Genomic DNA, 17328 nt, shown 5'->3' on the forward strand with positions numbered 1-17328 from the left:
AGATCACGTCCCCGGCGTCAGAGGTTGCCGCGCTTGTCCTGCTCCCGCTCGATCGACTCGAAGAGCGCCTTGAAGTTGCCCTTGCCGAAACCGAGCGAGCCGTGCCGCTCGATGATCTCGAAGAACACCGTCGGACGGTCCCCGAGGGGCTTGGTGAAGATCTGCAGCAGGTAGCCGTCCTCGTCACGGTCGACGAGGATGCCGCGGGCCTGCAGCTCCTCGATGGGCACGCGCACCTCTCCGACGCGCTCGCGGAACTCCGCCGCGTCGTAGTAGGCATCCGGCGTGCTCAGGAACTCCACGCCCTCCTTGCGCAGCTCGTCCACCGTGCGCAGGATGTCGTTCGTGGCCAGGGCGAGGTGCTGCGCGCCGGGCCCGGTGTAGAAGTCCAGGTACTCGTCGATTTGGCTGCGCTTCTTGGCAACCGCCGGCTCGTTGAGCGGGAACTTCACCCGGTGGTTGCCGCTGGCGACGACCTTGGACATCAGCGCGGAGTACTCGGTCGCGATGTCGTCACCGACGAACTCGGCCATGTTGGTGAAGCCCATGACGCGCTTGTAGAACTCCACCCACTCGTCCATCTTGCCCAGCTCGACGTTGCCGACGATGTGGTCGAGCGCCTGGAAGAGTCGCTTCGGGGCGCAGTCGCGCTTGACGAAGGTCGAGGTCTTGGCGACATAGCCGGGCAGGTACGGACCGTCGTAGGTCGTGCCGTCGACCTCACGCTGGATCAGGGTGTGGCGGGTCTCGCCGTAGGTGGCGATGGCCCCCATCCGGACGGTGCCGTGGTCATCGCTGACCTCGTACGGCTCCTCCAGGACGGTCGCCCCGGCAGAACGGGCCTGCTCGATGCACTTGTCGACGTCGGGCACCTCGAGGGAGATGTCGACGACACCGTCGCCGTGCTTGGCGTGGTGGGCGATGAGTGGGCTGTCAGGCTTCACCGCGCCCTTGATCACGAAGCGGATGGAGCCGGACCGCAGGACGAAGGACTTGTGGTCCATCTGTCCGTTCTCCGGCCCGGAGTAGGCGACGAGCTCCATGCCCCACGCGCTCTGGTAGTAGTGCGCGGTCTGGGTCGCGTTACCGACGACGAAGGTGATCGCGTCCCACCCGGTCACGGGGAAGGGATCGGCTGCCTCGTCGTACTCGACGAGCCCGACGAGCTGCTTGAGCTGGGCGAGGTCGAGCTCGGCCTCGAGCTCCTGCTGGGTGAGTTCTACGGAGGTGTTCGACATGGCGCCAGCATGGCGCCCGTCACAGCCGTGCGCAATCAATCCACTCCCGAATGGACACGGTGCGCAATCTGTTGCCAGCACAGCCGCGCTGCGGTGACAATCTGTCCATGAACAGTTCCCGAGCCCATGACGCCGTGATCGACGATCTGGACGCCCGCCTGATCGCCCTGCTCAGCGAGCAACCCGCCATCGGCGTGCTCGGCGCCTCCCGCGAGCTCGACGTCGCCCGGGGCACCGTGCAGGCCCGCCTCGACCGCCTCCGCACGAAGGGAGTGATCCGCACCCTCGCACCGACCATCGATCCGGCCGCCCTGGGCTACCCGGTGACGGCCCTGTGCACTCTGGAGATCCGCCAACGACTCGGCCATCAGGCGGTGGTCGACCACCTCAGCGCGATCCCCGAGGTCCTCGAGATCCACTCCACGACCGGAGCCGGGGACCTGATCATCCGCATCGTCGCCATGGACAACGCGGACCTGGGTCGGGTCATCGACGAGATCATCGATGACACGCACGTGCTGCGGGCCAGTACGTCGGTCTGCCTGGTGACGCACCAGACGATGCGCACCGGCCCCCTCGTCGAGGCAGCCGCCCGACGGCGCGGCTAGCTAGAAGCGGCCGCTGAGCATGCCCCACGCCAGGAACACCGTGCCGATCAGCATGCCGAAGTGCGCGATCTGGGAGAGCCACGGGCCGTTGGTCCAGCCGTCACCGCGCAGGTGTTCCGCGTGGCGCCCGCTCGGTCGGCGCCACCGGGCGAGGAAACTCAACCCGATGAGCGAGGCGATGGCCAGACCGACGATCGCCAGCCACATCGCCGTCCCCGAGGAGACGATGTCCAGCAGGCGCAGGACGACGAGCAGCAGCCCGGCGCCCCCGGCGACGGAGTGGACGTTGAGGATCCACGGAGCGATGTCGGGCATCCCGCGCTGAGCGCGGTACCTGCGCAGCCGCACCTGGGTGAGGACGAGCGCCAGCACCCCGAGTGCCACGAGGGTCCACGCGATGGCTGTCATGATTCCATGATGCCCACACAAGGCCCCTGACGGTGGGACGTCGTCCGACCGGGGTCAGCGGCGACCGACGAACCAGCGACGGATCCGCTCGATCCGCTCGGTGACCTGATCACTGCTCGCCTGCGCCAGCTCCGGTCCGCCACAGGCCCGTCGCAGGTCCATGTGGACGTTGGCGTGCGGCGAGCCCGACTTCTGCGCGTAGGCCGAGACGAGCTTGTTCAGCTCCTTGCGCTGCGAGGCCAGGGCGCGGTGCGCGGCAACGGGCGCGTCGTCCGCCGACTTCTTGGTGCCGGTGCGCTTGGACTGCTTCGTCTGGCGCTCGCTGAGCAGGGCGTGCACCTGGTCCGGCTCGAGCAGGCCGGGCAGACCAAGGTAATCCTGCTCGTCCTGGGAGCCGACCTCGGCGTGCAGCCCGAACTGCTGCGCGTCGTAGAGCACGTGGTCGAAGTGGGCGTCCGACTCCAGCGCCTCGAAGGCGCCCTGCAGCTCGTCGCTGGCGGACTCGCTGCGGTTGGCCGCGGCGAGCATGCCCTCCTCCTCGGACCACACGGGGGCCTCGTCGTCGGCCGACGCCGGACGGTCCAGGGCGTGGTCGCGCTGCTCCTCGAGCGCCCCCGCATGGGCGAGGATGATCGGCACGCTCGGCAGGAAGACGCAGGCGGTCTCGCCACGGCTGCGGGCGCGTACGAAGCGCCCCACGGCCTGGGCGAAGAACAACGGCGTCGAGGTGGAGGTGGCGTAGACCCCGACGCACAGGCGGGGCACGTCCACCCCTTCGCTGACCATGCGTACGGCAACGAGCCACCGGGAGGTGTCGGAGGCGAAGTCCTCGATCCGCTGCGAGGCGCCGGAGTCGTCGGACAGTACGACGGTCGGCGTCTCCCCCGTGATCCCGTGCAGGATGCGCGCGTAGGCGCGCGCCTGGGTCTGGTTGGACGCGATGACCATCGCCCCGGCGTCGGGGACACCCCTGCGGACCTCGGTCAGGCGCTTGTCCGCGGCCGCGAGGACCGAGGGGATCCATTCCCCCTTCGGATCCAGCGCGGTCCGCCAGGCCTGCGCGACGACGTCCTTGGTCATCGGCTCACCGAGCCGCGCGGCGACCTCGTCCCCGGCCCGGGTGCGCCACCTCATCGCCCCGCCGTAGGCCATGAAGAGCACCGGGCGCACGACGCCGTCGCGCAGGGCCTCGGCGTAGCCGTAGGTGTAGTCGCTGCTGGAGCGCAGGATCCCGTCGTCGCCGTACTCGTAACCGACGAAGGGGATCGGGTTGGTGTCGGAGCGGAAGGGGGTCCCGGTGAGGGAGAGCCGGCGCACCGCCGGCTCGAAGGCCTCCCGGATCCCGTCCCCCCAGGACTTGTTGTCGCCGCCGTGGTGGATCTCGTCGAGGATCACCAGGGTGGACTGCTCCCTGGTGCGCTGCTCGTGGATCGCAGGACGGGAGGCCACCTGCGCGTAGGTGACCGCGACGCCGTCGTAGTCGCTGGAGGTCACCGCGGTCGTGTTGGAGAACCGCGGATCCAGGTGGATCCCCACCCGACCGGCGGCATCGGCCCACTGGGTCTTCAGGTGCTCGGTAGGCGCGACGACGGTGATGTTGGTGACCTCGCCGGCCGACAACAACTCCGCGGCCACCCGCAGCGCGAAGGTCGTCTTGCCGGCGCCCGGGGTGGCGACCGCGAGGAAGTCCGAGCGACCGGAGTCGAGGTACTCCCGCAGGGCCTGCGCCTGCCAGGCCCGCAGCTTGCCGGCGGTACCCCACGCGGCCCGCCTGGGGAAGGCGGGTGACAGGTTGGAAGCGGCTGACTGACTCATCGCAGGGTCACCTTAGATCGCCGCGGGGACAGGACGCGAAACGCCCTCGGCCACGGGCGCTCAGGAACGCGCGTCGTGGGCCAGCATGGTCTGCCACCCGATCCCGAGCTCGCCGTGGACGTCGGCCAGCACCGTCTGGACCGTGCCACCGTGGCCGGGACTCGCGAGCGCCTGCGAGCTCATCCGGATCCACTCCCCCTCGGGGTCCCGATCGAGGGCGACGGTCAGGTTGCAGTTGATGTAGGTGTGCCTGCGCGGGTCGACCGTCATGGTCAGGCCACTGCCCGAGTCCGCGAGGACGAGCGCGCGCTGCCAGGGGGACGGCTCCTCGCCCTCGACGAGGGGGATGCACTGTCGCCCCCAGGACACCCCCGTCCCGCCCGTGCCGGGACCGCCGGCGAGGGTGCGCCACTCGACGTGGCTGAGGTAGCCGTCCCCGTGCATACCCGGCATCGCCAGGTCCAAGGGCACTCCCGGACCCTCCGGCACCGTCGCGCCGACCTCCTGCCGGTGACCGCGCAGTACGGGGAAGTCCTCCGGCGCGCGCACGATTCGCCAGCCGCGGGCGAGGACGACCGGCGTACCGCCTGCGCCCACGCTCGCCTCGAGCAGCTCCATCGAGCGGCCGCGCCGCAGGATCCGTACGTCGACGTCGAGGGGCGCCACCGGGATCGGACCGAGGATGTCCAGGCGCACGTCCGCCAGGCGCATCTGCCCCGGTGGCTCGTGCGTCTCCATCGCGCGCGCCACGAGCGCGGACGGCGGTCCGGCGTGCTGCGCGTGCGGGCTCCACGGCCCGGCGGTCGTCGGGAGCGACTCGAAACGCCCCTCGTCGACCTGACGGTAGAAGGAGTCCACCCGGCGGCTCAGTCCTCCCCGTCCTGCGGGTCGCGGAGCCCGTCGTAGATCTCCTTGCAGATCGGGCAGACAGGAAACTTCTCCGGGTCGCGCCCGGGAATCCACATCTTCCCGCACAAGGCCCTGACCGCCTCGCCGGAGAGTGCGCTCTCGAGGATCTTCTCCTTGCGCACGTAGTGGCTGAAGCGCTCGTGGTCACCCGGCTCGGCGACCTGGGGCTCCGGGTCGGTGCGTTCCAGGACCGCGGTGGACGTGGAGGGGCCCCCGGGCTCCGGGAGGGCACCGGGCTCGTTCGGGTCGGCAGGCGTGCTCATGGCCCCATCGTAGGCGGGCAGGACGAAGGGGGTCGCGCCCTGTCCCTGCTCAGTTGAGTGCGGGGTCGACCGGGTAGGTCGAGACCCACCCGATCGGCCCGGCCTGCCGACGAAGGACCCGCCGCCACAACGTGGAGGGGTCCCCGTCGAAGACGTCACCGACCTCGGCGTCGACGACGTACCAGCCGCCCCGCGCCCGCTCGTCGGCGAGCTGCTCAGCAGTCCACCCGGCGTAGCCGGCGAAGATGCGCAGCGCACTCACCTGTGGCCAGACGATTTCCTGGGGGGTGTCGAGATCGACCAGCGCGACCGCACCGAAGAGGCGCTTGAGTCCCGGGGGTGCCTCGACGTCGCCGGGCAGGCCGGCCAGGCCGATCGCGGAGTCCAGCTGGACCGGACCGCCCTGGAAGACGCGCCGGGGCTCGCTGGCCCCCTCCTGCCACCCGGGCAGGACGTCGTCGACCGGGGCGTCGAGAGGCTTGTTGAGCACCACGCCCTCAGCGGTCTCCTCGTCGTGCTGGAGCAGGAAGACGACGCTTCGGGTGAAGAGGTCGTCCCCGAGCTCGGGCGTGGCGACGAGCAGCTTGCCGGCCAACGAGGTCTGCATGGGACGACCTTAGGCCCGCCCCGAGCCCTGACGGCCCTTGACCCCACCGCCGCCGCTGCGACGGCCGGCGCCACCGTCCCGACGACGGTCGTCTCCCCGGTGGTTCCGCGCACCACGCGGCCCCCGGGTCCCGGGGTGGCGACGCGCCGGTCGCGGGTCGACGAGCTTGCGGAAGTCGGCCTCGGGGATCGGCTCGCCGCTCGGCTCGGTGGCCCCGATGTCGGTGAGGACCTGGTCCTCGGGTGCGGTCTTCGTCGGACGGGCCTCGAGTCCGGCGGCCGAGGCCATCCGGGTGACCTCACGGCGCTGGTGGGGCAGGACGAGGGTGACGACACTCCCTTCCTCCCCCGCACGGGCGGTGCGTCCGGCACGGTGGAGGTAGTCCTTGTGGTCGGCCGGCGGGTCGACCTGCATCACGAGGGAGACGTTGTCGACGTGGATGCCTCGGGCGGCGACGTCCGTGGCCACGAGCACCGGGATCGCACCGGTGCGGAAGGCGCCGATCACCTTGTTGCGCACGTTCTGGGCCAGGCCACCGTGCAGGGCGGCCGCCGCGACACCCTCCTCGCGCAGCTGGCCGGCAATGCGCTCGCACCCGAGCTTGGTCCGGGCGAAGATCACGGTGCGACCGGGACGGGAGGCCACCCGGGCGGTGATCTGCTTCTTGTGCTGCGGGTCGATGAGGAGCAGGTGGTGCTTCATCGTGTCCACGCTCGCGGCGACGTCGTTGGTGTTGTGCGTGACCGGGTCAACCAGGTACGCCTCGACGAGGTCGCCCACGCCGCGGTCGAGCGTCGCGGAGAAGAGCAGCCGCTGGCCTGAGGGGGCGCATTCGTCGAGGATGCGGGTCACCGACGGCAGGAAGCCCATGTCGGCCATGTGGTCCGCCTCGTCGAGGACGGCCACCTCGATCTCGTCGAGGGTGAGCGCACCGCGGTCGAGCAGGTCCACCAGGCGTCCCGGCGTCGCGACGAGTACGTCGACGCCGCGGTCGAGGGCCGCGGTCTGGCCGGTGTAGGACAACCCTCCGGCGACCAGCTTGATCCGCAGTCCGGCGACGTGCACGAGCGGCTCCAGGGAGTCACTGACCTGCATCGCCAGCTCACGGGTCGGCACGAGGATCAGGGCGCGGGGCTTGCGGCTGCGAGCACGACCGCCGGCGAGGCGGGCGAGTATCGGCAGCCCGAAGGCGAGCGTCTTGCCCGACCCCGTCTGACCACGGCCGAGCACGTCCTTGCCGACGAGGGCGTCCGGGATGGCCGCCTGCTGGATGGGGAAGGGAGCGGTGATGCCTTCGCGCGCCAGGCGCTCGACGAGCACGGGCGGCAGACCGAGACCGGCAAAGCCGTTGTCCCCGGCAACATCCACGGGTCCGCTGGTCGTGGTGCGAGCGGCGGACGTCCAGGTGTCGGCCTCCCGGCGCAGCGCCTCCGGGTCCTCGGCGCGATCGACGGGACGGCGGGCCTGCTCGCGCTCGTAACGCTGGGTGGGGCGGCGACGGTCGTCGTCACGACGGGGACGGCGATCGTGACCACCACCGCTGCGGTTGTCATCACGACGCTCCCGGGCCCACTGGCCCCGGTCCTCGGTGCCATCGCGACGCACGCGCGTGGGACGCTCACCCGAGGGCGCGCCGTCGCGCTCGCGCCAACGGTCCTTGGTCCGGGGTGCGCCGGCGGCGGGCTTGGTTCCCTGACCGCGGTGGGGACGCTTGGGTGCGCCCTGCGAGGCCGCCTTCTTCTTGGCGGCGGCGTTCTTCTGGGCAGTCGTCCAGCGTTGCTTCTTCTTGGGCGGCACGGCGGCAGCTCACACTTCTGTCGATGGATGGGTAAACCCGCAACTCTTCGCGGGCGACATCACGGTCGAAAGCGGCGTGCGAGTTCCTAGGGTCGACGACCACGCGGTCGCCGAAACCACAATGATACCGCGATCGACGCAGCGGCCACGCCGATCAGATCAGCGACGACGTCCCGGAGATCACCGGAGCGGCCCGGCAGGACGAGGTGCTGGACGACCTCGCTCACCGGGGCGTGGAGTGCACCGGCCACGGCGAGGAGGGACCACCACCCTCGTCGCGCCAGACCAGCGACGAGGACCGGCGCGGCGAAGACCAGGACGTGGACGACCTTGTCCGCGTGTGGGATCGGCGCGGGCGGGCCGGGAGCCGACGGGGTGTAGAGCACGACGAGCTGCAGCCCCAGGAGCAACCACACGCCAACGGGTGCCACCCAGCGCGCGGACCGTGGTTCGTTCACCGGAACAGCACAACACACCTGCTTTGGCCACCGTGCAGGCATGCGGCCTACCATGGAAGCCATGACCAAGATCACCGATCTCGATCTCGACCTCTTCCGCTCGACCGTCTCGGGTGAGGGGACCGTGATCGTCGACTTCTGGGCGAGCTGGTGCGGCCCGTGTCGGCAGTTCGCGCCCGTCTTCGAGGCCGCGGCGGAAGAGCGCTCCGACATCACCTTCGCGAAGGTCGACATCGACGACAACCCGCAGCTGGCTTCCTTGGCGAATGTCTCGTCCGTGCCGACGCTGATGGCCTTCCGCGATGGCATCCTGCTCCACCAGAGCGCCGGTGCCCTGCCCAAGGCCCAGTTCGAGCAGCTCCTCGATGCCGTGCAGAACGTCGACATGGACGATGTCAAGGCCCAGGTGGCCGCGGGTGAGAGCGCCTCGGACTGAGGCGAAGGGGTAGCCATCCCCTCGTGGATGTGGTTGCGTGGAGGAACATCCACCACAGGAGGCCACTCGCATGGGCATCGATGACAAGTTCGACAACGCGAAGGACGAGAACGTCGGCAAGGCGAAGGCCGCGGCCGGCAAGGCCACCGGGGACGACGAACTGCGGGCTGAGGGCGAGACCCAGGAGACCAAGGGCAGCCTCAAGTCGGCCGGCGAGAAGGTGAAGGACGCCTTCAAGAAGTGAGCCCACCACCGACAGGAAGGGCGGGACCGCAACGGTCCCGCCCTTCCTGTCGTTGTGCGTGATGTGGTCCACGATGGTGGAGGTGGCGGGAATCGAACCCGCGTCCACTGGAAGACGATCAGGGCTTCTCCGGGTGCAGTGCGCTATGGATTTTCTCGGCCCCGGGGCTCGCGCGCACACGTTCCCCGACAGGCCCAGTCGCGTAGGAGTCCCACAGTGTCCCGCGACGAAACACTGCAGCAAGATCTCTAGCTGACGCTGGGATCTAGGTCGAGATCGAACCTAGGCCAACGGACTTCGGGCTCGCTCAGGCAGCGAGGGCGAAGTCGGTGCGCTTGGAATCGGCACCTATTGGTTTGCACGGAGCGTTGACGAGATGACCGTGCATCCTCGACCCGCTTCCCCTGAAGGACCGGCCAGTGTCGAAACCGATCACCCCCATGGGGTGGACACATCACGCTGTTCAGTTGTTCGTTCCAGTATTGCCGACAACATCGGCGTCGGCCAAACGCATTCCCGCTCAGCCCCGCCTCTTCATCTGGTCGGACATCGCCCGGTCCGCCTCGCGGCGATCCTGCTGCTCGCGCAGGGTGTGCCGCTTGTCGTAGTCGCGCTTGCCCGTGGCCAGTGCGATCTCGACCTTGACGCGTCCATTGCTGAAGTACAGGGACAGCGGCACGATGGTGCGTCGACTGCCCTGGACCTTCACGGCCAGCTTGTCCAGCTCGGACCGGTGCAGCAGCAGCTTGCGGCGACGACGGGGTGTGTGGTTGGTCCACGTCCCCTGGACGTACTCGGGGATGTGCACTCCCTCGAGCCACAGCTCGTCACCGTAGAAGATCGCGAACCCGTCGATGAGGCTGGCGCGACCCATCCGCAGCGCCTTGACCTCGGTACCCATGAGCGCCAGGCCGGCCTCGTAGGTGTCCTCGATGAGGTAGTCGTGGCGCGCCTTGCGATTGCGGGCGACGACGAGCTCACCCGACTCCTTCTTCTTCGTGGCCACGGGACTCCCCCTTCGCTGCTCGATCCGTCCGGGGTCACCGTACCCGTTGCACCGGTCATCGGCGCCATCGGTTTGTCGCGGATCGGGTGATCAGAGCCAGCGACGCGGGTCGACCGGCGTGCCGTTCTCGCGGGTCTCGAAGTGCAGGTGACAGCCCGTCGAGGTACCCGTCGTGCCCACGTACCCGATGACCTGGCCGCGCTCGACGTGGCCGCCGGTGACGACGAACCTCTGCAGGTGGTTGTAGGTCGTGGCCAAGGAGACCCCGCGCTTGACGCCGTGGTCGATGACCAACTGGTTGCCGTACCCACCTGCGACGCCCGCACTGATGACCGAGCCGGAGGCGGCCGCACGGACGGCCGTCCCGCAGTTGGCGGCGTAGTCGCGACCGGCGTGCAGCCGGGAGTAGTTGAGGATCGGGTGGAAGCGGTACCCGAACTCAGAGCTCACGGGCGCACCGGACGGGGCGGAGAGGACACCGGAGCTGGGCGGGGGCTTCGCAGGTGCCGGCGGCGGTGGTGGAGGCTTCGGGGCAGGGGCGGACGGCGCGGACGGCGCGGACGGGGCACTCTCCCTCGAGGCACGCTCACGCTCCCGGCGCTCCTGCTCACGGCGCTCCTGCTCCGCACGCTCGCGCGCCTCGGCCTCGCGACGCTCCTGGGCCTTACGGGCCTTGCGGATCTCCGCCTCGCGGATGCGCGCCTGACGGGCCCGCTCCTCCAAGATCTCGGTCAGTTTGTCCGACTCGGCCTGCAGGCTCTCGACGCGCTTCGCGTCCTTCTTCTTCGCTCGCTCCAGCGCGGCTGCCTGGCTCGACTGGTCCTCCTCGAGGGACTCGAGATCGGCCTGGGCCGCGTCGGCGGCAGAGCTGGCCTCCTGGGCCGAGGCGAGCGCCCCCTCCTTGGTCTCCTTGGCCTGCTTCGTCTGCTCACGCAGCGCCTGGAGTCGGTCACCGCTGGAGACGAGATTGGCACGTGAGGTGCTCAGGTCCTGCAGTGCGGCACCCCGGGTCTCACCGACCGACTCGGCCATGATCATCTTGTCGATGAAGTCGCTCGGGTCCTCGCTGCCGACGGCCACCTCCATCGTGCCGACGCCCTGACGCTGGTAGACCTGTCCCGCGAAGCCGCCGACCTGCTTGCGGGCCCGGGAGATGCGGGTGCTCGTCGTGCGCAGCTCCTTCTCGGCCTTCTGCTCGTTGGCCTGGGCCACCTCATAGGCGGCCACCGCGTCGTCGTACTCGTTCTGCGCAGACACCTCGGCCGCTGCGGCCTCCTGTGCCTTGGACCGCGCTGCCGGCAACTTGCCTCGGGTCTTCTCCAGCGCCTCGTGCGCCTTGACCAGATCGGTCGACGTCTCCTTCAGGTCGCCCCGCGCGTCGGACAGCTGCTCCTCGACGCGCTCCTTCTGCTGCTTCGGATCCGGATCCGCGGAAGCGTAGGTGGCCACGCCACCGAGCAGGCACACCGACAGTGCCGCGCTGACGAGGGTACGGGCACGACGAGTAACCAGAGGCGGACGATCAGGGGACATCGAGGGCCACAATAGTCACATCCGCACCACCTGAACAGTCTTCGCCCGACTCCGGCGCGTCGGGCTACACACGCAGGTAGCGCCAGAGGGTGACCGTCGAGGTCCCGATGGCCAGCAGCACGACCCCGACGACGAGGAAGGGGGCGATGATCCACACGTCGTTGGAGGAGATGAACGCCGTCCCGGCGGTCTCCCGCAGCAGGTAGCGGTCGAAGAGGGCCCAGGCGGACACCCACAGCAGTCCGATGGACATCACCACACCGATGAGCCCGGAGAGCACCGTCTCGAGGATGAAGGGGGTGCGGATGGTGCCGTTGGAGGCTCCGACGAGCTTCATGATCGCGATCTCGCGACGCCGGGTGAAGGCTGCCTGACGGATGGTCGTGGCCATGAGCAGGACCGCGGAGACGAGGGTGAGGACGGCGAGGCCGACCATCACGCCGGTGATGATGTTGATCGCCCGGAAGAGCGGGGCGAAGACCTCGCGCAGGTTCGGCACACTGGCCACCCCCGGTGCTCCCTTGAAGGCGGAGGCCACCGTCGCGTACTCCTCCGGGTCGCTCAGCTGCACGCGATAACTCGCCGGGATGTCGCCGACCCGGATGTGGCTGGCGAGCGGGGAGTTCTTGTAGTCCTCCTTGAAACGCTCGAAGGCCTCCTGCTCGTCCTCGTAGTACACGTCCTTGACCAGGGGCTGCATCTCCTCCAGCTGCGAGGCGATGGACTCCTTCTGGTCCTCGGTCACGGCACCCGACGAGCAGTTCGGCTGGGACGAGGTCCCGGTGCACAGGTAGATCGAGACCTGGACACGGTCGTACCAGTACCCCTTCATCTGGTCGACCTGCTTCTGGGCGAGCAGGCCGATCCCGAGCAGGTACATCGAGATCATCGTCACGAGGATCACCGAGACGGCGATCGACTTGTTGCGCCGCAGCCCCTCCCAGGCGTCAGCGAGTACCGAGGGCTTCATCGCAGCAGGTCCTCCGCGTCGTCGTCCCAGTCGTCGAGGGCGTGCACCTCACCCAGCGGTCGGTCCTCGGGGGGTGCCGGCCGGTCCGGGTCCTCCTCGATCCGCTCGGCGTCGCGCTCCTGACGGTCCCGGGTGTCCACGACCTTGGGCACGTAGCTGCCGCCCAGCTCGTCGCGGACGATGTGGCCGTCCTCGAGCTCGACGACCCGCTGGCGCATCTGGTCGACGATGACGTTGTCGTGGGTGGCCATGACGATCGTGGTGCCCGAGTCGTGGATGCGACGCAGGAGCTTGACGATCTCCATGCTGGTGGCCGGGTCGAGGTTTCCGGTGGGCTCGTCGGCGAGCAGCACCGGAGGCCTGTTCACGAAGGCGCGGGCGATGGCGACCCGTTGCTGCTCACCGCCGGAGAGCTCGTGCGGCATCCGCTGGCCCATGTCGGCCAGGCCCACCATCTCGAGGGTCTCGGGCACGAGCGCACGGATCGCGCGGCGCGGCCGACCGATGACCTGCAGTGCGTACGCGACGTTCTGCTGGACCGTCTTGTTCGGCAGGAGGCGGAAGTCCTGGAAGACCGTGCCCACCTGCCGTCGCAGCTGCGGCACCTTGCGTTGGGGCATCGTGCGCAGATCGTGGCCCCCCACGAGCAGCCTGCCGCTGGTGACGATCTCCTCGCGAATCGCCAACCGCACGAGGGTCGACTTGCCGGAGCCGGACGCACCGACGAGGAAGACGAACTCCCCGCGCTCGACATTGAGATCGATCTCCTCCAGTGCCGGATGGCTCTGGCTGGGATACCTCTTGGTGACGTTCTCGAATCGGATCATCAGGTGCTCGGGGCCTCAGCGGTGCGAAGGGGGTAAACGGCCGCCTGAAGGATATGCCGCATCGCCGCGGGATCGTGACACCCGGGTGACCTCGGCGCGTTACCGGCGAACGGCCCGCTCGTGCCGGGATCCGGTCAGTCGTCTGACCTGGCCTGTTCGATGCGCCAGCGGATACCGGTCTCGATGAACTGGTCGATCTCCCCGTCGAAGACGGCCGAGGGGTTGCCCGTCTCGTGCTCGGTGCGCAGGTCCTTGACCATCTGGTACGGGTTGAGCACGTACGAGCGCATCTGGTCACCCCAGCTCGCCTTGACGTCGCCGGCGAGCTCCTTGCGCTCGGCGGCTTCCTCGGCCCGCTTGGCCAGCAGCAGCCGGGACTGCATGACCCGCAACGCGGCCGCACGGTTTTGGATCTGCGACTTCTCGTTCTGCATCGACACGACGATGCCGGTCGGGATGTGGGTCATCCGCACGGCGGAGTCGGTCGTGTTGACCGACTGTCCACCCGGACCCGAGGAGCGGAAGACATCGATCTTCAGGTCGTTGTCCGGGATCTCGATCGAGTCGGTGCCCTCGATGAGCGGGATGACCTCGACCGCAGCGAACGAGGTCTGGCGACGTCCCTGGTTGTCGAAGGGCGAGATCCGCACCAGCCGGTGGGTCCCCCCTTCGACGGACAGGGTGCCGTAGGCGTAGGGGACGTTGACCTCGAAGGTGGCCGACTTCAGGCCCGCCTCCTCCGCGTACGAGGTGTCCATGACCTTGGTCGGGTACCCGTGGCGCTCGGCCCAGCGCAGGTACATGCGCATGAGCATCTCGGCGAAGTCCGCGGCGTCCACGCCGCCCGCCCCGGCACGGATCGTCACGACCGCCGAACGCTCGTCGTACTCCCCCGACAGCAGGGTGCGCACCTCGAGCTGACTGACCGCCTTGGCGACCTTCCCCAGCTCGCCCTCGGCCTCGGCGAGCGTCTCGTCGTCGCCCTCCTCCTGACCGAGCTCGATCAGCGCCTCGAGGTCGTCGATGCGGGTGTCCATCGCCCGGATGCGATCACGCTCGTGGTTGGCCCGGGACAACGCGGAGGTGACGCCCTGTGCCGTGTCCGGGTCGTCCCACAGGTTGGGCTCGGCCGCCTGCTGCTCGAGGTCGGCGATCTGTGCCTCGAGGGCGTCCAGATCGGTCACCTCACGCACCGACGCCATGGTCGCGCGGAGGTGCTGGATCTCGGATGCGAAGTCAACTGCCACGATGAACCACCCTACGACAGGGCAGACCGTCGCTCATCCGCCCCGGGGGCTGCTGGAGATGAAGGGGTTGATCCAGCGCGTCTTCGGGTCGCGGTCGATGAGCATCGTCTTGACCAGGAGGGTGAAGGGGATGGCCAGCAGCGCACCGAGCGCACCGAAGACGTAGGCCCAGAAGACCAGCGACAGGAAGGCCGTGGTCGCGTTGATGCCGACGGCGTCACCGGTGAACTTCGGCTGCAGGATGCCCTGGATGACGAAGTTGACGACGCTGTAGATGACGATGACCCAGAGCATCGTCGACACCCCACCGGAGAGCAGCCCGATGAAGGCCGGCGGGATGAGACCGAGCACGAAGCCGACGTTCGGGATGTAGTTCGTGACGAAGGACAGCAGGGCGAAGGTCATCGCCAGGGGGACGCCGAGCCACACGAGGGCCGCGTAGTCGATGACCGCGACGATCAGGCCGAAGATCGTCGAGACGATCCAGTAGCGGCGCACCCGGTAGCCGAAGTCGACGAGCGCGTCGGCGACGTCGGGTTTGTGCCGGTGGATGGCCTCGAGCCGCAGGCCGAAGCCCCCGGAGTCCATGACCAGGAAGATCATCACCGTGAGCAGGAAGAGCATCGTCGTCGTCAGGCCGGTGACGGTGTTGGCCAAGGACGTGGCGATGCCGGTGAGGTTGCGCAGGTCGAAGTTGGCGATCGCCCGGTCGATCTCGTCGGCCTCGATCCCCCGCTCGGCCAGCATCAGACGCAGGTCGGTGATGACGGCGGTGAAGGTGCTCGTGTAGTCCGGCTTGCCCAGCTCGGTGGCGAATCGGCTGGCGGCCACGCCGATCGAGGCACCGAGTGCGGCGATGATGCCGTAGAGGATGGTGATGAGCAGCAGGCCCGAGACCGCCGACGGCAGGACCCGGCGCAGGGCCTTGTAGACCGGGTACACCGCGATGATCAGGGTGACCGCGAGGAAGGTCGGGGCGACGATCCCGGCGACCTGCTTCAGCCCGAAGATGGCGACGATCCCGGCCGCCGCACCCACCAGGAGGGTCAGCGTCGGCGGCAGGGAGATGACCGTGGTGGGGCGCAGGTCCGGGTGCTCGTGCCCACGATCAGGGTCGTCCAGCTCGTCGGCGGGGATCGTCGGCTGCTCGTCGACCGGGGTCGCCGGCTGCGCGTCGGCCCCCGGAGCAGTGACCTCCCCCTCCGTGGAGTGCACGACCTCGGGCTCGTCGGCCGTCGTGGACTGCGACGCGGTCGGCTCCTCCTGCGTGTCGGACACGGGGTCCGACGACTCCTGCTCCACGTACATGCCTCCTCCCGGTCGACCGGTGTCGTCCGCGGGGTCATCGTGTCAGGTCGAGGTGGGCGATGGGGCCAAGTCAGGGCGCGTCCACGACGACGTCCGCACGAGCGCGTGATTCCACGCCGACGGTGACCGAACCGCCCAATGAGCTGATCAGTCCCCCGACCATCGGCAGGTCGGCCTCCCCCACGAGGCGCACGACGGCGGTGCGTCCGTCCGGTGTCCCGGTGCCACCCGCCACCGACCAGCTCTCGAGGCCGTGGGGCCGCTCCCGCCCGGCGAGGTGCTCGGTGGCGGCCCGGCGCACGACGCCTTCGGTCAGCGGCAGCGCCCGGTCCGTCAACCCCGTGTCGTAGATCTGCTCGGCGCCCTCGTCGGTGGCTGCGAGTGCTGCGGCGTCCGCCGCGTCGAGCAGCCGCATCCGCGAGACCTGCACCGAGGTGACGGCCAGTCCCCCGATGATCACGGTCATGGCGATGACCGTCAGCCCGAGGACGAGGACGGTCAGCTGCCCGTCCTCCCTGCGAGCGCGGGTGCGCGCGAGCCGGACGAGTCCGGGCAGGCGCCTGCCGAGATGGCGAAGGGGGGTCATCGCGCCTCGTACTCCGGGACAGGAGCCACCTGGGTCGCCGAGACGGGGATCTCCAGCGGGACCACCCCGTCGAGGAAGGCCGGAGCCAGCGGCAACGGGACCGCCACCGCGGCGCGGGTGGTCACCAACGCGCCGGGTGAGAGACACGGACTGGCCGTGCACGACGACGACACCTCCCCCTGGCCCCCGAACCCTTGGTCGACGAAGGCGATGTCCGCCGCCACGTGCGAGCGGGCACGTGCGGACACGTCGTCAGGGGCCGTGACGAAGGCCCGGGCGGACTCCCGTGCGGCCTGGGTGACGGCGTACGAGCCGGCCTGCAGCCGGGCAAGACAAAGCACCAGGTAGACGAGCGGGACCAGCAGGAGGACCGCCAGCCAGGAGAACTCGATCACGGCGCTCCCCCCTTCGTCCACCAACCGGCTGCGCCACGTGCTCACTGGTCCTCCATGAAGGCTCGGCCACGCACCTCGAGACCGTCACCCGGGCCGAGCGGTCCGACGACGGGGATCGGAGCGGTGACGTCGACGACGAGGACCCGCATGTTCGCGCCCGTGGTCCGCACACTCGCGGAGACTTCTCCGGAGAACCGGCTGGAGAGCGAACGGGAGATCAGCTCGCGGGTTCGACCTGCGCCCTGCTCGGGCGTGACCCCCTCCCGTGCCCCGTACCGCGCTCCCTCCGCGGCGCAGCTGATCAGGGTGTTGCGTACGTGCAGTGCCAGGCCGAGCTGGAGGACCGCGAGGAAGACGAACATCAGCAGGGCCGAGGTCAGGACGAAGTCGACGACCGCGGCACCGTTCTCCCCGCGGAGCCGGTCGGCACCGATCACGGGCCGCCCGCGACGTCGTCGAGCGCCTGCTCGAACATCGACGTCAGTCGCTCCCCCGCGACGGCCCACAGGCCGGTGACCAGGGCGGCGGTCATGAGGGTGATGAGGACCCAGCCCGGCACGTCTCCGGTCTCGTCGTCGAGGCGAGCCAGCGCGCGACGTGTGACGTCGCGCAGCCGGACGTGGGCCCTGATCAGCTGGTCGGACATGTGTGTCTCCTTCGTGACGTGGTTGTA

21 protein-coding genes and 1 other RNA gene are annotated in these 17328 nt (G+C 69.3%); 3 read left to right on the forward strand and 19 right to left on the reverse strand.

What is annotated here, in order from left to right:
- Window positions 1–17: 17 nt before the first annotated feature.
- The gene (gene hppD, locus V1351_RS11140) at window positions 18–1238 is read right to left on the reverse strand and encodes a 4-hydroxyphenylpyruvate dioxygenase (RefSeq protein ID WP_338748222.1); all 1221 of its coding nucleotides are present in this window, start codon (window positions 1236–1238) and stop codon (window positions 18–20) included.
- 107 nt (window positions 1239–1345) lie between these two features.
- On the opposite strand from hppD, the gene V1351_RS11145 reads away from it, so the two are divergent.
- Window positions 1346–1846 carry an Lrp/AsnC family transcriptional regulator gene (locus V1351_RS11145; protein WP_338748223.1) on the forward strand — a complete coding sequence of 167 codons (501 nt, stop codon included), beginning with the start codon at window positions 1346–1348 and terminating at the stop codon, window positions 1844–1846.
- Here V1351_RS11145 and V1351_RS11150 read toward each other — a convergent pair whose 3' ends face one another.
- From V1351_RS11150 to V1351_RS11180, 7 genes are all read right to left on the reverse strand, one after another.
- Window positions 1847–2254: a hypothetical protein gene (locus tag V1351_RS11150; RefSeq protein ID WP_338748224.1), complete on the reverse strand. Its 408-nt coding sequence runs from the start codon at window positions 2252–2254 to the stop codon at window positions 1847–1849. It lies immediately after the preceding gene.
- Between the two features lie 54 nt (window positions 2255–2308).
- Complete coding sequence (locus tag V1351_RS11155) at window positions 2309–4069, reverse strand: DEAD/DEAH box helicase (RefSeq protein WP_338748226.1); 1761 nt, start codon at window positions 4067–4069, stop codon at window positions 2309–2311.
- Between the two features lie 60 nt (window positions 4070–4129).
- Window positions 4130–4927 (reverse strand): thioesterase family protein, encoded by a 798-nt coding sequence (locus V1351_RS11160; RefSeq protein WP_338748228.1) that lies wholly within the window; start codon window positions 4925–4927, stop codon window positions 4130–4132.
- A gap of 8 nt (window positions 4928–4935) precedes the next feature.
- Window positions 4936–5241 (reverse strand): DUF3039 domain-containing protein, encoded by a 306-nt coding sequence (locus V1351_RS11165; protein WP_338748230.1) that lies wholly within the window; start codon window positions 5239–5241, stop codon window positions 4936–4938.
- Window positions 5242–5290: 49 nt separating this feature from the next.
- Entirely contained in the window at window positions 5291–5848 is a 558-nt protein-coding gene (locus V1351_RS11170; protein ID WP_338748232.1) for a YqgE/AlgH family protein, read from the reverse strand.
- A 9-nt stretch (window positions 5849–5857) separates the two neighbouring features.
- Complete coding sequence (locus V1351_RS11175; protein WP_338748233.1) at window positions 5858–7645, reverse strand: DEAD/DEAH box helicase; 1788 nt, start codon at window positions 7643–7645, stop codon at window positions 5858–5860.
- 86 nt (window positions 7646–7731) lie between these two features.
- Window positions 7732–8103, reverse strand: a complete 372-nt coding sequence (locus V1351_RS11180) for a VanZ family protein (RefSeq protein WP_338748234.1) — start codon at window positions 8101–8103, stop codon at window positions 7732–7734.
- Between the two features lie 61 nt (window positions 8104–8164).
- Between V1351_RS11180 and trxA the strand changes: the two genes are divergently transcribed.
- Both trxA and V1351_RS11190 read left to right on the forward strand, forming a co-directional pair.
- Window positions 8165–8539: a thioredoxin gene (gene trxA / locus V1351_RS11185; protein ID WP_338748235.1), complete on the forward strand. Its 375-nt coding sequence runs from the start codon at window positions 8165–8167 to the stop codon at window positions 8537–8539.
- A gap of 70 nt (window positions 8540–8609) precedes the next feature.
- Window positions 8610–8783 (forward strand): CsbD family protein, encoded by a 174-nt coding sequence (locus tag V1351_RS11190; RefSeq protein ID WP_338748236.1) that lies wholly within the window; start codon window positions 8610–8612, stop codon window positions 8781–8783.
- 74 nt (window positions 8784–8857) lie between these two features.
- Here the strand turns inward: V1351_RS11190 and ssrA are convergent.
- The 11 genes from ssrA to V1351_RS11245 form a co-directional block, all read right to left on the reverse strand.
- Window positions 8858–9223, reverse strand: a transfer-messenger RNA (tmRNA) gene (ssrA, locus tag V1351_RS11195).
- An 80-nt stretch (window positions 9224–9303) separates the two neighbouring features.
- Entirely contained in the window at window positions 9304–9789 is a 486-nt protein-coding gene (gene smpB, locus V1351_RS11200) for an SsrA-binding protein SmpB (protein ID WP_338748237.1), read from the reverse strand.
- Between the two features lie 90 nt (window positions 9790–9879).
- Window positions 9880–11238, reverse strand: coding sequence for a peptidoglycan DD-metalloendopeptidase family protein (locus V1351_RS11205; protein ID WP_338748238.1), 1359 nt, complete (start codon window positions 11236–11238; stop codon window positions 9880–9882).
- A 148-nt stretch (window positions 11239–11386) separates the two neighbouring features.
- Window positions 11387–12292, reverse strand: coding sequence for a permease-like cell division protein FtsX (ftsX, locus tag V1351_RS11210; RefSeq protein ID WP_338748239.1), 906 nt, complete (start codon window positions 12290–12292; stop codon window positions 11387–11389).
- On the reverse strand, window positions 12289–13119 hold the full coding sequence (gene ftsE / locus V1351_RS11215) for a cell division ATP-binding protein FtsE (RefSeq protein ID WP_338748240.1): 831 nt from the start codon (window positions 13117–13119) through the stop codon (window positions 12289–12291). The genes ftsX and ftsE overlap by 4 nt, the downstream gene beginning before the upstream one ends.
- 134 nt (window positions 13120–13253) lie before the next feature.
- Window positions 13254–14366 carry a peptide chain release factor 2 gene (gene prfB / locus V1351_RS11220; protein ID WP_338748241.1) on the reverse strand — a complete coding sequence of 371 codons (1113 nt, stop codon included), beginning with the start codon at window positions 14364–14366 and terminating at the stop codon, window positions 13254–13256.
- A gap of 33 nt (window positions 14367–14399) precedes the next feature.
- Complete coding sequence (locus V1351_RS11225; RefSeq protein WP_338748242.1) at window positions 14400–15674, reverse strand: AI-2E family transporter; 1275 nt, start codon at window positions 15672–15674, stop codon at window positions 14400–14402.
- A 70-nt stretch (window positions 15675–15744) separates the two neighbouring features.
- Entirely contained in the window at window positions 15745–16260 is a 516-nt protein-coding gene (locus tag V1351_RS11230; protein WP_338748243.1) for a pilus assembly protein TadG-related protein, read from the reverse strand.
- Window positions 16257–16700: a pilus assembly protein gene (locus V1351_RS11235; protein WP_338748244.1), complete on the reverse strand. Its 444-nt coding sequence runs from the start codon at window positions 16698–16700 to the stop codon at window positions 16257–16259. The genes V1351_RS11230 and V1351_RS11235 overlap by 4 nt, the downstream gene beginning before the upstream one ends.
- Window positions 16697–17092 (reverse strand): TadE family protein, encoded by a 396-nt coding sequence (locus tag V1351_RS11240; RefSeq protein ID WP_338748245.1) that lies wholly within the window; start codon window positions 17090–17092, stop codon window positions 16697–16699. Before V1351_RS11240 ends, V1351_RS11235 begins: the two co-directional genes overlap by 4 nt.
- Window positions 17089–17301, reverse strand: a complete 213-nt coding sequence (locus V1351_RS11245) for a hypothetical protein (protein ID WP_338748246.1) — start codon at window positions 17299–17301, stop codon at window positions 17089–17091. The genes V1351_RS11240 and V1351_RS11245 overlap by 4 nt, the downstream gene beginning before the upstream one ends.
- Window positions 17302–17328 lie beyond the last annotated feature (27 nt).

Source organism: Janibacter sp. A1S7, from assembly GCF_037198315.1.
GTDB classification, from domain to species: domain Bacteria; phylum Actinomycetota; class Actinomycetes; order Actinomycetales; family Dermatophilaceae; genus Janibacter; species Janibacter alittae.